This is a genomic window from Sphingobacterium sp. B16(2022), assembly GCF_012030425.1.
Classification (GTDB): Bacteria; Bacteroidota; Bacteroidia; order Sphingobacteriales; family Sphingobacteriaceae; genus Sphingobacterium; species Sphingobacterium anhuiense.
Map to the genome: position 1 here is coordinate 75,276 of NZ_JAAUVN010000002.1, position 14,081 is coordinate 89,356.

Here is a 14,081-nt window from a genome sequence, read left to right on the forward strand (position 1 = left end):
GCAACAACATTAAAAAATATCAAAAATAGCTTTTACCCTTTCTCTAGTTTCTATCGAATACTACATTGCGGCTACTTTTTAATTCCTTTAAAAATCAAAGACACTAAAAATTTGGTATCTTGCAGACTTTGCGAATAATCAATTTCAGGCTCTTGTTTTAGTATAGCCTGCTGTTCCACACTGTGTTTTAGTGCATTGGAAAAATTGATCAATACGGAAGCTGTATTTTTTGGATCTTTTAATTCCAATTCTTCCTCTTTAACTGCTTCTTCCAATAGCTGTGTGAGGAATGCTTTTTCTCGAATCATCAAGGCATCATATAGCTCGAAGAATCGCGGAAGTAACTTACCCATTGATTCTACCGAAACACGATTCATGTTCAATACATTTTTATAATAATTGAATCGTGATTCGAGATAAAATGCTGTTCTATTTTCAATTCCTTCTTTCTCAACCGTAGCACTTTGTAGCGAATGAATATAGTTTTCGCCTTCTTCTAGTGCTACCTCAATGAATATATCTTCTTTGCTTTTATAGTAATAGTATAATGATGTTTTATTGAGACCAACAGCTTTGGCAATGTCTTCAAGGGTTGTTTTGTCCAAACCGAATTTCGCAAAACATTCCATTGCTGATTTACCAATTTTTTTCTTTACTTCTTCTTTCTTACTCATATTGCTTAGACTAAAGTTATAAATACAAATTCAATTTTCCAAACATTTTATTAAAAAGTTTGAAAAGTTGAAAATAACCTGTTTTAATTTTTTAAACTTAATAAAATTAAGGTATTAATAGTTTTTTATTGATGATCATCTTTATTTTTTCTTTATCAAAATAGAAAAGATGATGGTTAATTAAGATTAGTACACATGAGTATCCTTAATAAGGAGTGAAAGAATAGAGTAATGTTATTCAGGATCTATAGATTTAAGCTACGTGGTTATTTGTTGAAGTTAATCAGGATCCAAGATAGGATGTTTTGAATAATAAAAGAATTACGGGGGCCATAGCCCCCGTAATTCTTTTATGCTTAATTAGGGTTAAGCATCTTTTTGCTGAAATTGTGTTTCAACGTATTTTTTAAAATTATTGAGGATGGCCTGCCACCCCGAGTGTTGTTGTTCTTCGGAATGTGAGGTTTCGCTATCAAAACTCTGAACGATTGTTACCACGTTTTTGTTTTCAAAAAATGTAGTACTTACCTTTCGGTTGTCTCCAAGCGTATATGCTATGTGCCTAAGGGGCCTCACTTCATCATATTGTCCTTCAAAATTAAAATCAAAACTTTTATCCTTTGCGGCCATGTGAAAACTGAATCGACCTCCATTTCGCAAATCATTGGTTGCGCTTGTTGTTTCCCAATCATCGCTTGCAGCATTCCAGTGAATAATATGCTCTGGTTTGATAAATAGTTTCCACACATATTCTAAGGGGGCATTTATATCGGCACTGACTGTAATTGTTGACATAATTTGTAATTTATAAGGAATTAGTATAAAGGTAATTAATATTTTTATCAGGTTGAAATTTCCTGTTAATTATCATCAAAAGCTAGACTTTTCCAATTTTCTTTTTTCAGATATTTAATCATGATTAAAAATATAATCCACGCTATAATGGTAATCACCCAAATTATAATTTCGTATTCGTGAATAACGATATGTAAGTAACCTACTAATGCTAAAAGTCCTAATATAAACAGGTTGATGATTGTTCTACTTTTTCCGTTTTCTATAGATTGTGAAAAGGGAAAAGATTTGACTAGGAATAACATAACAAGAACACTTTCTATACCTCCTATGGCTGTTGCTAGCAGAATATCATTGGTCACATGTGCACCAAAAAGGGGGACACAAATGATTAGAAAAATTAAATTGAAGGGAACAAAATATTTTAAGAATGCTGATTTTAAAACTCCTGACATTAATTCTCCTGTTTGTTGAATAGGGGCTGCGTAATAGATCCATGCCGCTTTGTATTTTTCACTTTTAGTGATTAGTTGGAAAACAGTTAATACTGTAAAAAGCGATAGATAGAAAATCATAATATAAAGTCCTGATGTATTCACACGGTCAATTTGTTCAGCCAATGTATTATTTTTCCCCTGCAGAAATAGAAAGATGAAGTAGATCGGTAAGTAAGCCATTGTGGGATACAGTTGCATTTTAAATTCTCTAGAACGTGAAGTTATCAACCAAATGATAGAAAACCCAGCTTTTTCCAATGGTGTATTTGTGAATATTTTTTCTATTTTTTTATAAAACGAAATTTTCCCTTCTTGTGATAGTTCTTCTTTTTTAACTGGGCTGTCTCCGATAGCTAACTGTGCTATTTTATTATTAAAATCTTTCGAAAATAATTGTGATGACCCTAAAATGGCCACAATAAGTAAAATGATGCTAAGAGAAGCAAAAATAAGTGTCAAACCACTGAAATCTTTAACTAGCATGGCTTGAAAAGATGCGATCCATGTTCCTGGAGAAATCCATAGTAATTTAAGATGATAAATACTGTTTTCTCCTTCTGTAAAACTTTGCATTACTCTAGGGCCAATTTGATAACCTAGAAAAATAAAAATGGAAAAGAATATCTGGATGTAACTGATTGTATCTTTAAATTTTTGAATAGACAGAAAACGTAGACATAAGGAATAGAAAATATTGACAAAGAAAACCGCTATTAAAGCTGCTATTACAATTTGAATAAGAAACATCGATGCCGCAAAAATATTCCAACTGATAAATACATAGATTAATGCCGGTAATGTTATGGGCAGTAATTGCGTAGAAATCTTTATTAGCATGTATAATATTCTTGAAAAAGCAACTGTTTTATCATTCACTGGTCTTGGTAAAATGATATATTGGTCCTTGTTATCAAGCAGAATTGTTGAGAAGTCTGTTATCAGCGATAATGATAATATGGATAATATAAATGTTAAGAATAATGATGTCGCTAAGAATTTATCGGGGATGATAATAACAAATGATAAGAACATGAGCCCCATAAGGGAGAAAATAAAAAATTGAAACCAGGTTGAATTTTTAGCTGGTTTCTTATTTTGATTCTTCGTGAACGAGGCTAAAGGACGACGATCATCTATTGTTAATTTTGTTTCAATTATTATCCTTAATTGGGCAACATCGATACCTATGCTTGTCCATAATTTGCTGAAAAGCAAAATGAATTTTAATGTTAATTTCTGCATATTATTTTATCGAATTGCTGAAATAATATGTGATGCATCTATGTTTCCATCTTCTTTTCCTGTGAGTTTTGAGAAAATTTGTTCCAACGTATCCGATTGGTTCGTTTTTAATTGCTCGAAACTTCCATCAGCTATAATATTACCTTCTGAGATTAACATAATGCGATCGGATACTTTTTCGACAACGTCCATCATGTGCGAGCAGTAAAATATTGTTTTACCTTCTTTAGCCAAAAGGGAAATCAATTCTTTTACAATAATAACAGCATTAGCATCTAATCCGGATAATGGTTCATCTAAAATTATAATTTGGGGATTATGTATTATACCTGAAATTAATAATACTTTTTGGCGCATACCTTTAGAAAATGTATCCATCCTGTTATTTAAATTTTCTTCAAGACCAAAAGCTTTAAGTAATTGTTGTGCCCTTTGTTGAATTAATGTATCTTCCATACCATATAATTTACCTACAAAATCAAGGTATTCCATAGGCGTCAATACATCATATAGTTCTGCATTTTCTGGTACATAACCGATTTGACTTTTTACGGTAAGCGGATCTTCTTTAATATCTATATCATTAATAAAAACTTCTCCTTCAAAATCATTGATCAGACCAGTAAGTATTTTAACTGTAGTGGATTTACCGGCACCATTGGGGCCAATATAACCGATTACTTGACCGGGATAAATATCAAGATTTATGCCCTTTAATATTTCTTTTGATCCGTATGATTTTCTAAGATTTGAAATTCGGATAATTGGTTTGCTCACATCCATAAATAAATTATTCTGAGCTAAAGATATAAAATTTGAAAGGGTAATGATACTAATTTATGGAGAAAGAAATATTTGATTAAAATGGTTTAAGAAATTAAGATTTGGATATCGTATTATAGAGAGTATTTAACGATATCCATTTCTAAAATGAATCTGTGGTATATTCATTTGTATATGTTTCTAGAAATTTACGCTAGATCCCTTAATCATAATTAATGGGATAGCCTTCCTCATCTAAATCATCGCGTAAATCTTCCGGTGTTTCGGCTAGTTTCTTATCTATTGGCTTTAATTTTACTTCTCCTTCTATCCGCATTCCACCTTCTTCGAGATCGTCTTCGATGAGTTCGTCTAAATCTGCATATTCATCTCCAACGTAGGGGTTTGAATTGTCGTAAGTTGAATCGTCATCTGCAGCCCCTTCAGCGACAGTATCATAATCACTTGGGTGATCGTAATCAGGGTCGCTATCTTCCACATCTAATGAAAATGATTGTTTATCTGGATCGTAAGCTAATTGGTCTGCGTTTGAATTTTGAAGTTCATCTTCATTCGCGATTTTCTTTTTAGACATTTTAAATTCTCCTTTCTATATATAAAGAGAACAAAAGAACACTAGAAAAGTTTAAAATTAAGACTCGATTCTGATATCATATTCGCTAAGTAGGCCCGGCAGACTTAGGAGTGAAAACTTTGCTTTTTTTAATTTGTTTTTATTCGGTGATAGCATCAGATTTTGTGCATCTCGAAAATCGACCTGCTCCAAATTGGTCTGATCAAATATTGCTTGATTTAGATCACAATTTTGGAAAGATGACCCTGTTAGATCTGCTTCAGAAAAATCTACTTCCCGTAATTGGCAACTTCTAAAGGTTGTTTTTTTTAGCTTCAATTGATAAAATGAAGCATGATCGATATTGCAGTTTTCAAAAGTAAAAGATAAACCGAAGCGGTTGCATTGCTGAAATTGTAAGCCTAATAGTTTACAGTTTTTAAATCGGACTTGTTGGAATGTTGTTCCGGATAATTCGGCTAATGAGAAATTACAATCTATAAATGTACAATCTGCAAAAATGCTATTGTTTAATTTATTGTTTGAAAAGTCGCAGTTTTCGAAACGGCAATTATCGTATTCTGCTTGTTCAAAGTTATTTTTTTTATAATCGATGAAAGTTATTTTTTCTCCTTCGTAATATGCTGCGGTCATATCCAAAAATAGAAATTTTAATTTAGGAATATGTTATAAATAGTCCTCTTTATTTATTTTTATCAGTTCATAAGATGCTACAGAGCTATGAGAATAATGGGTTCATGATGAACAGGAACCCGAATTGATTTTGCAATAAAACAATATGCATTGGCCTTAGTATGTAATTCTGTGGCAAGTGTCATCAATTCTGGATTTCTGATCCAGACGGTTGGTTGGAGTGTAACTTTTGTAAATTGACCAGCCCCAGATTTCTCTTCTGTTAGAATACCTATCGGTTGATCTTCATATCGTACTACTTGTATACCCGATTCGGCACAAAAGTGTAAATACCAAAGCATATGACACGTTGATAGTGAACTTAGGAATAAATCTTCTGGGTTATGTTTTGTTGGATCACCTAAAAAAGCAGGATCTGAAGATCCTGCAATTACTGCTTTGTGCGGTATGCTGATTTCAAAATCACGTTTATAGTCTTTATAGGAAGCGGTATCTTTTCCAGTATTTCCCGTCCAGATTACTTTTTGCTTGTATTGATGTTCTTTTGCCATATTAACGTATTTAGAAAGCTGAATTGATCATTCAGCTTTCTAAAATTAATATAATAATTTTCTATTCCGGGGTATTATTATCAACATTGATCATCCAATTAATGCCAAATTGATCTGTTAACATGCCAAAATATGCTCCCCAGAATGTTTGAGTCATTTTCATAGACTGTATTCCATTGACTGAAAGTACATCATAGAGCCTATCTGCTTCTTCTTTATCTGTACTGTTAATTGATAGTGTAATATTCGTTCCTTTTATATAATTTCCACAATTACCATCAATACTATCGCTACCCATTAAAATACTATCTCCGTGTATGGGTAATGAAACATGCATGATTTTATCTTTCTGTTCTGGTGATAGCGGTGTTTGTCCCTCAGCTGTAGGCATCTCACCAAATTTACCTATGTACTGGAATTCTTTCTTGAAAACATTTTTATAGAAGTTAAATGCCTCCTCGCAGTTGCCTTCAAATGTTAAATAAGGATTGATTGTTGTCATGGTATTTTTATTTACTCCGTTTCTAGTTTTGTTTTTAACCTTTCTAAGCCTGTCGCTAAATCACCGCCTAACATTTTATCAAAATCCATACAGAGCAGCATGAGATTCATCGGGTAGCTCATGTGTCCATCAAATCCCCAGATTACTCTTGTTGCAGTTGGAGATATTGAATCAGTGATCATGTAAGCCTTATCTTTGGATTCAAATGGTTTAATAAATCGAATTTCAAAATCAATTCTTTTACCGTCTTCGATTTTAACAATTTCCTGCTCCCCTTTTCCTACACTATCTGCTTTACTGTCCCAAGCTGAAATAAATCCAACAGTTCCATCTGTACCTTGATATGTTTTTGTCATCAAAGGATCCATCATTGCCCATTTACTGAAGTTATTTTGATTGCGTAGGTATTTGATATAATCAAATACTTCTTGTTTTGGTTTGTTAATGGTGATTTCTCTTTTAACAGCATAATCTTTTTTAAGAAATAGAGCTGTTATTAAAAGTACTGCCACTATGAGAAGCAATACAATAACTATTTTCTTTAGAATTTTCATATTGGTAGTTTTAGTAGTTTATAACATCGCTTCTTTGGGAAATTTGTCTGCAATTAAATTTAAATTTATACCGTGTTCAAGGTATGCTTTGCAACCATCCAGTACTGTTGTAAATCCTCCGGTAGAATCTATTAATACCTGCAATAATTCATCTCCTGTTTGCTGGAAACCTTTTTGATGGATTGTGACATACGTACGATCTGGAGACAGTGATTTAAATTTGAACTCTACTAAAGTTTCGGGTGGTCCCCATAGTACTGTAATTTTTTCATTGGTGATGATATCCTGTACTGTAGCAGTACTTTTTACATCATACATTTCCCATTCCCAAATAACTGTTTTTCCTATTTCTAGTTTTCCGGAGCTTTTGGTAAACCAAAAATGCACAGTAATTGCAGGATCTATAAATGCTTGAAACACCTGTTCAACAGGTTTTCTAATTAACATTTGAGCTTCTACAGATATTTGATTTTTCATAACGGGTATTACTGAATCTGTTTTAAATAATTAATAATACTGATAACATCCTGTTTTCCTAATCCTGCATCATGTGCTTTTTGATACGTTTCCAGTAGCACTGTATTCATTGGGGTGTTAACACCTTCTTTTTTTGCGAGGTTTAGATCTTTTAACATGAAGTCCAATGCAAATGCGGGTGGATAATCTTGCTGTAATAGGAGTGGAGTTTTTACTTTAGTGGCTCCACTTCCACAGGCACTTTCATTGATTATTTCTAACATGTCTTCTGTTTTAATTCCACTTTTTTCAGCAAATAAAACTGTTTCGGCAAGGCCCTGATAGATGATAGAGAGAAAATAATTTATAGCCAGTTTAGCTGAAATGCCACTTCCTACCGGTCCAACATGCTTTACTGCCTTGCCTAATTTATTTAAATAGGGTAATACTTCTTGCAGGTCTTTTTCTTCTCCACCAGCCATGATAATCAATGTTCCTTCTTTAGCAGGCACAGTACTCCCTGCTACAGGTGCATCCATAAACCGAGCTTGCTTTTCTTGAATTTTTTGTGCTATCGTTAAAGTAAGGTCTTTGGAAATCGTACTCATATCGATAAATATCTTTCCTGATATATCTTCAAGATGAAATATATCTTCATAAAGATCTATTATTGCCGCATCGTTCGAAACCATGGTGAAGATAATATCACAGTTTTTGACTAATTCGATGGCACTTATATAAACTTCTGAAAGATCTGTGAATGGTTCTGATTTACTTGGGGTTCGATTGAAGACGGAAAGGGGAAATCCTGCATTTTCTAGATTTTTTGCCATTGGAAATCCCATGTTTCCCAATCCGATCCAACCTATATTTTTATGATGCATATGTATTAAGTTTATAACAGGTATAACAACTATTTTTTAAGATGGTTTTTACTTTTAGAGATGATTATTTGTTTGATAAGCGTGATTACAAGAAAAGGTTATTTACGGCTTCGTTAACGGAAGAGTTTTGTAAATAACCTTTTTTATAAATGAATTGAATAGGCTTAGAAATAATCATCTTTAATGATAACTACTTGTTTTCGTATTCGTAAATTTTAAGATATAATTCCTCGACCTTTTTTCTTGCCCACGGTGTTTTTCTTAAAAAAGCTAGCGATGATTTAATACTGGGGTTTTCGTTGAAACAGCGAATATTGATCCGTTCACCTAATCCTTCCCAACCTTCAAAATAAGCAATTAGATATTCTAGTATTGTATCCAGTCTTTTTCCGTGAAGTGGGTTATTTTTTTGTTCCATTGTTTGTGTGTTTTTTAATATTTAGATCTTGAAAGTCGAAACTAAAATCTGTCTGTGGTGATACCGGGTTCATTGTAAAACCAGCTATTTCTTTGTCTTGAATAGTGAAGTGTACAAATGCATCTGCATACATCAAGCGATTGTACCATTTGACAACATACGTGCTGTCTTGATAATAGTAAAGTTCACCAGTGAGTTGGGGAGAACGTTTTGAAGCGAACGTTAATCGTCCATTTTCAGCTTTAATTGATACTTCTCCAAGCCAGTTGTCAAGATATTTACCTGGTATTGTTTGCCGGTATTTGTCCTGAATGTTTTTATTCTCTTCTACGATTTGCCACGTTTTCTGTGTTATGAGATCAGCTTCAGCATTGTTTTTGGCAATTGAAGTTTGATAGGTGGTAATCCAGTGTTGATCGTTAATACCTAAATAAAAATCTTTTATCGTATTACTGATGGCACTGAATGCTGCACCTTCTTGCTGATTGGTGAGCACTACAATGCCCAGTTTTAATTGTGGAAGCATAACGATTTGTGTGACAATTCCTTCTAATCCACCCGTATGGGAAACCTCTAATTTACCCGCCATATCTGTCAGACGAAAGCCAAGGCCATATGCTCTGAATATCGAGTTGTAAGGAGGAACAGTACTGACAGGCATGATTGTCTGTGGTGTGATCAATTCTTTTAATTGCTTCTTGGTGATCAGCTGATGTCCATTATTTTCGCCGTTGTTGAGGTGAAAAATCATCCATTTGTTGAGATCGACCACATTGGAGTATATGCCTCCGGCTGCATCCAAAATGGTATTGGTATAGCGTGTACTGACATGATTTATACCATCTAGAGGTACATGTGGAGCGATCACATCTTGGCGATCTTGCAACATGTTCCAATTTGGTGCAGAATGATTCATTGCCAACGGTTTAAATATCCTTTCCTGAATAAATGTCTGCCAACTTTGGCCTGATACTTTTTCTAAAACTTTTCCAGCTATAATATATAGCAGATTATCATAATCATATTTTGTGCGAAAATCGGATGTAGGTTTTAAATACTGGATGTTATGGATAATGTCATCGGGAGTAAAGTCATGTCCATCGGGCCATATCATTAAATCTCCGGCACCTAGTCCCAAACCACTTCTGTGAGTTAGCAGATCACGAATCGTGAAGTTTTTAGTTACATAATCATTATACATCTTGAATTCCGGGAGGTATTTTTGTACGTGGTCATCCCAGTTTAATTTACCTTCATCTACTAAAATAGCCAGGGCAGTGGTTGTAAAGGCCTTTGAATTGGAGGCAATTCCAAAGTTCGTTGAAGCATGAACTTTATTCATTCTATTTAAGTCGGCAATACCATATCCTTTGGCTAATATTACCTGGTTATCTTTTACGATACCCACGGCTATTCCCGGCACATTAAAGGTTAATAATGTTTTCTGGACAATGGAGTCTACGACACTTTCTTGTATATGCTGTGCAAATAAAGAAGTGCTGCTAAAAAATAGAAGAGCTATACAAGCTATTTTTTTCATTCATTTGTGAGATTATATTCAAATATCTAAATAAAACAGCAATTGTATAGTCTTAATATAAGAAATACAGTAATTTTTAAGGGATGTATTAAGTACTTTTTGCTCCTCTGGTCAATTTTTCAACCGTGTCCCATTGTTCCTCTGAAACGGCATCGAGTCCATTAAATTCTCCAGCACCTTTTAACCATTCTCCGCCATCGATTGTGATCACATCACCATTGATGTATGCTGAATAGTCGGAAACGAGGTATGCAGCCAAATTGGCTAATTCTTGTAAGTTACCAGTTCTTCCAAGAGGTATCCTGTTGACAGGGTTGAGGGTGTCACTTAGGTTACTTGGAAAGAGGCGGTCGAAAGCGCCAGTTGTATGAAAAGGGCCGGGAGCAATTGCATTTAATCGAATTCCTTTGCGTCCCCACTCAACTGCTAACGATCTTGTCATCGCTAATACTCCAGATTTAGCACAAGCAGAGGGTACGACATAACCTGAACCGGTACTTGCGTAGGTCGTTACAATATTAAGTACTGTTTTATCTTTATCCTTGTTTGCAATCCAAATTTTTCCAAGTGCCAGTGTGCAGTTTATGGTACCTTGAAGTACAATTCCTAAAACAGATTCAAATGCACGGTGGCTTAATCTTTCTGTCGGCGAGATGAAATTTCCGGCGGCGTTATTCACTAATATGTCAATTGAGCCAAGCTGTTTAATACCATAATTAATAACTTTCTCTACTTGGTCATAATCGCGAACATCACAAGCAATTGCTATACATTTACCATTAGTTTCCTTACTAAGCTCTGCTGCGGTTTGTTGGATAACATCGTCTTTTCGACTCGTGATGATGCATTGTGCCCCTAATTGTAAAAAGTATCGGGTCATAGCTTTACCAAGACCTGTTCCACCTCCGGTAATCAATATGTTTTTTCCCATTAGTGCATCCTCACGAAGCATTCCTTGTGTTGTACTCATGTGATATTATTTAGTGTTTGTAATCAATTATATCATCCAATTTACAAAAAAAAAATCTTCCTTTTCGAGTTATTTATGATATGCTTTTTAATGTCTTTGATAAACTTTGTTCCTGGTGGTTGGAAATACGGGAGGGGGAGTAAGTTATTTAAAGAACAAAAGGCCTGTCTCATTGAGACAAGCCTTTTATGATTATATGTTTAAGACGCATGAGCTAACTCATGTTCTCTTGCATTTATGCTCCTAATTGAACACGTTTGAATGCAGTAACAGTTAAGCCTTTAGAAACTGAATCTAAGAATTGAGCGATAGATTTAGAGTTATCTTTCACGAATTCTTGGTTCAACAAAGTAGTTTCTTTGAAGAATTTGTTCAATTTACCAGCAGCGATTTTTTCTGCCATTTCAGCAGGTTTACCTTCAGCCATGATTTGTTCTTTAGCGATAGCAATTTCACGCTCGATTGTATGCGCATCAACACCATCTTTATCAATAGCAATAGGGTTCATTGCAGCGATTTGCATAGCTACATCTTTACCAGCTTCTTCAACACCATCAACATTTGCAGATAAACCAACTAATACACCTAGACGGTAGTTTGCGTGGATATAAGCAACAACTTTCTCAGCAGAAACAGTTTCGTATTTAGAAACGTCAATTTTCTCACCGATTTTACCAGTTTGCTCGATTAATAAATCAGCAATTTTAGTACCGCCAATTTCTAATGCTTTTAGGTCTTCTAAAGTAGCAGGTTTGTTTGCTAAAGCAACTTCAGCAACTGAATCAGCGAAAGCCACGAAGTCAGCATTTTTAGCTACGAAATCAGTTTCACAGTTAACTTCAACTACGATACCTGATTTACCATCAGTTGCAGCTTTAGCAATGATAACACCTTCGTTAGAATCACGGTCTTGACGGCTAGCAGCAACTTTAGCTCCTTTTTTACGTAAGTAATCAACAGCAGCTTCGAAATCACCGTTTGCTTCAACTAACGCTTTTTTACAATCCATCATACCTGCGCCTGTTTGTTGACGCAACTTGTTTACATCTGATGCAGAAATTTGTACTGACATGATATATTCTTTTTAAATTTTTGACTTATTATTTTCTTGACAATATTAGCATAACTATTGTTAAGCTAATATAAAGTTTATCATTTCTTATTCGAGAAATGATAAACCAAAAAACCGGACAGATAGGTCAGTCTAAGAAAAGAATTCTTTTCCAGAAACCAACGCTACGCTATCCGGTTTGGAATAAAAAATATTATTCTCCGTCTTTCGCTTTACGAGGACGTTTAGCTTCTGAAGCTTCAGTAGTATCAACTTTAGCCTTAGCTGCAGCTGCTTCTTTTTCTGCTTCGTCTTCTTTATCACGTTTGCGCTCGTCCAAACCTTCTTGGATTGCTTGACCAATGATACCAGCGATTAAGCTAATAGATTTACTAGCGTCATCATTTGCAGGGATTGGGAAATCAATGTTTGAAGGGTCAGAGTTTGTATCAACCATTGCAAAAGTAGGGATGCTCAATTTGATTGCTTCAGTAACAGCGATGTGTTCTTTTTTCACATCGATGATGAATAAAGCAGCCGGTAAACGGTTCAAATCAGCGATACCTCCTAATAGAGACTCTAATTTGATACGCTCACGTTGAATCATCAACTTCTCTTTTTTAGATAATACATCGTATGTACCATCTTTTTGCATTTTGTCAATAGTAGACATTTTTTTGATGGACTTACGAACTGTTGTGAAGTTTGTAAGCATACCACCTAACCATCTTTCTGTAACGAAAGGCATGTTAACTGCTTTCGCTTGTTGAGCGATGATTTCTTTTGCTTGTTTTTTCGTTGCTACGAATAAAACCTTACGACCTGATTTTACGATTTGTTTGATAGCTGAAGCAGCTTCTTCCAATTTCGTAAGCGTTTTGTTCAAGTCAATGATGTGGATACCGTTACGTTCCATGAAAATGTACTTAGCCATTTTCGGATCCCATTTACGTGTAAGGTGACCAAAGTGCACACCTGCATCCAATAAGTCTTGATAAGTTGTTCTTGCCATTTTTTGATCCTCCTTTGATTAACGTTTACTGAATTGGAATCTCTTACGAGCTTTCTTGCGTCCTGGTTTCTTACGCTCAACCATACGGTCATCACGTGTAACTAAACCTTTAGCACGTAAAGCTGGTTTAACTTCTGGGTCTAATTCAACTAATGCTTTCGCAATAGCTAAACGTACAGCCTCAGCTTGTCCTTTTACACCACCTCCATTAACGTTCACTTTCGCATCAAAATTCCCTGCTTGACCTGCTACTTCTAATGATTGAGTAACAATGTATTGCAAAGGCAATGTTGGGAAATATTCTTTGTAGTCTTTACCATTGATTGTAAGGACTCCGCTACCAGCAGTTAAGTAAATGCGGGCAACAGCAGTTTTTCTTCTTCCTGAAGTATTAGTTGTTGACATGTCGATTCTCCTTAAAATTTAACTGGTTTTGGATTTTGAGCCTCTTGTTTGTGCTCAGTTCCAGCATAAACATAAAGGTTTTTAAACAATTGACGACCTAAACGGTTTTTAGGAAGCATACCACGAACAGCTTTTTCAATAACGCGCTCAGGGTGTTTTGCCAATAATTCTTTTGGAGTGATGAAACGTTGACCACCCGGGTATCCCGTGTAGCGAACGTAAGTTTTGTCACCCAATTTATTACCTGTCAATCTAATTTTTTCTGCATTGATAACGATAACATTATCTCCGCAATCTACGTGAGGGGTAAACGATGGCTTGTGCTTTCCGCGAATTACTTTCGCAATTTCGCTTGCCAAGCGCCCCAAAATCTCGCCTTCAGCATCAACAACGATCCATTCTTTGTTGATGGTGTTCTTGTTGGCAGAGACAGTTTTGTAACTTAACGTATTCACTTGCTTTTAATTAAATAATTAATAAAATTTTATTCACTTCTTTTCCCTGTGTCTCAAGGGTCTGCAAAGGTACTTTTAATTTCTT

At 34.8% G+C, this 14,081-nt stretch carries 18 protein-coding genes; all 18 read right to left on the reverse strand.

Annotated features, from left to right (window positions below):
• Window positions 1–71: 71 nt before the first annotated feature.
• The 18 genes from HCX49_RS10740 to rplM all read right to left on the reverse strand — a co-directional run bounded on the left by HCX49_RS10740 (window position 72) and on the right by rplM (window position 13,996).
• Entirely contained in the window at window positions 72–674 is a 603-nt protein-coding gene (locus HCX49_RS10740; protein ID WP_132770972.1) for a TetR/AcrR family transcriptional regulator, read from the reverse strand.
• Window positions 675–1,040: 366 nt separating this feature from the next.
• Window positions 1,041–1,469 (reverse strand): SRPBCC domain-containing protein, encoded by a 429-nt coding sequence (locus HCX49_RS10745; protein WP_168127112.1) that lies wholly within the window; start codon window positions 1,467–1,469, stop codon window positions 1,041–1,043.
• Window positions 1,470–1,534: 65 nt separating this feature from the next.
• The gene (locus HCX49_RS10750) at window positions 1,535–3,208 is read right to left on the reverse strand and encodes a hypothetical protein (protein ID WP_168127113.1); all 1,674 of its coding nucleotides are present in this window, start codon (window positions 3,206–3,208) and stop codon (window positions 1,535–1,537) included.
• 6 nt (window positions 3,209–3,214) lie between these two features.
• Window positions 3,215–3,991 carry an ABC transporter ATP-binding protein gene (locus HCX49_RS10755; protein ID WP_132842974.1) on the reverse strand — a complete coding sequence of 259 codons (777 nt, stop codon included), beginning with the start codon at window positions 3,989–3,991 and terminating at the stop codon, window positions 3,215–3,217.
• 202 nt (window positions 3,992–4,193) lie between these two features.
• Entirely contained in the window at window positions 4,194–4,565 is a 372-nt protein-coding gene (locus HCX49_RS10760; protein ID WP_132842973.1) for a hypothetical protein, read from the reverse strand.
• A 57-nt stretch (window positions 4,566–4,622) separates the two neighbouring features.
• Window positions 4,623–5,198 carry a pentapeptide repeat-containing protein gene (locus HCX49_RS10765; RefSeq protein WP_168127114.1) on the reverse strand — a complete coding sequence of 192 codons (576 nt, stop codon included), beginning with the start codon at window positions 5,196–5,198 and terminating at the stop codon, window positions 4,623–4,625.
• A 77-nt stretch (window positions 5,199–5,275) separates the two neighbouring features.
• Entirely contained in the window at window positions 5,276–5,749 is a 474-nt protein-coding gene (locus HCX49_RS10770; protein ID WP_168127115.1) for an OsmC family protein, read from the reverse strand.
• Window positions 5,750–5,810: 61 nt separating this feature from the next.
• Window positions 5,811–6,251 (reverse strand): VOC family protein, encoded by a 441-nt coding sequence (locus HCX49_RS10775; protein WP_132770966.1) that lies wholly within the window; start codon window positions 6,249–6,251, stop codon window positions 5,811–5,813.
• 11 nt (window positions 6,252–6,262) lie between these two features.
• On the reverse strand, window positions 6,263–6,805 hold the full coding sequence (locus tag HCX49_RS10780) for an SRPBCC family protein (RefSeq protein WP_168127116.1): 543 nt from the start codon (window positions 6,803–6,805) through the stop codon (window positions 6,263–6,265).
• A gap of 18 nt (window positions 6,806–6,823) precedes the next feature.
• Window positions 6,824–7,282, reverse strand: a complete 459-nt coding sequence (locus HCX49_RS10785; RefSeq protein WP_132842963.1) for an SRPBCC family protein — start codon at window positions 7,280–7,282, stop codon at window positions 6,824–6,826.
• A gap of 8 nt (window positions 7,283–7,290) precedes the next feature.
• Window positions 7,291–8,145 carry an NAD(P)-dependent oxidoreductase gene (locus HCX49_RS10790; protein WP_132842961.1) on the reverse strand — a complete coding sequence of 285 codons (855 nt, stop codon included), beginning with the start codon at window positions 8,143–8,145 and terminating at the stop codon, window positions 7,291–7,293.
• A gap of 190 nt (window positions 8,146–8,335) precedes the next feature.
• The gene (locus HCX49_RS10795; protein ID WP_021188570.1) at window positions 8,336–8,563 is read right to left on the reverse strand and encodes a VF530 family DNA-binding protein; all 228 of its coding nucleotides are present in this window, start codon (window positions 8,561–8,563) and stop codon (window positions 8,336–8,338) included.
• A complete protein-coding gene (locus HCX49_RS10800; protein ID WP_168127117.1) occupies window positions 8,547–10,103 on the reverse strand; it encodes a serine hydrolase in 1,557 nt (518 codons plus the stop codon). Before HCX49_RS10800 ends, HCX49_RS10795 begins: the two co-directional genes overlap by 17 nt.
• 88 nt (window positions 10,104–10,191) lie before the next feature.
• Complete coding sequence (locus HCX49_RS10805; protein ID WP_021188572.1) at window positions 10,192–11,073, reverse strand: SDR family oxidoreductase; 882 nt, start codon at window positions 11,071–11,073, stop codon at window positions 10,192–10,194.
• Between the two features lie 235 nt (window positions 11,074–11,308).
• Window positions 11,309–12,145, reverse strand: coding sequence for a translation elongation factor Ts (gene tsf / locus HCX49_RS10810; RefSeq protein ID WP_021188573.1), 837 nt, complete (start codon window positions 12,143–12,145; stop codon window positions 11,309–11,311).
• Window positions 12,146–12,338: 193 nt separating this feature from the next.
• Window positions 12,339–13,136, reverse strand: coding sequence for a 30S ribosomal protein S2 (rpsB, locus tag HCX49_RS10815; RefSeq protein WP_021188574.1), 798 nt, complete (start codon window positions 13,134–13,136; stop codon window positions 12,339–12,341).
• 18 nt (window positions 13,137–13,154) lie between these two features.
• On the reverse strand, window positions 13,155–13,541 hold the full coding sequence (gene rpsI, locus HCX49_RS10820) for a 30S ribosomal protein S9 (protein WP_021188575.1): 387 nt from the start codon (window positions 13,539–13,541) through the stop codon (window positions 13,155–13,157).
• An 11-nt stretch (window positions 13,542–13,552) separates the two neighbouring features.
• On the reverse strand, window positions 13,553–13,996 hold the full coding sequence (gene rplM / locus HCX49_RS10825; RefSeq protein WP_021188576.1) for a 50S ribosomal protein L13: 444 nt from the start codon (window positions 13,994–13,996) through the stop codon (window positions 13,553–13,555).
• Between the last annotated feature and the right edge of the window lie 85 nt (window positions 13,997–14,081).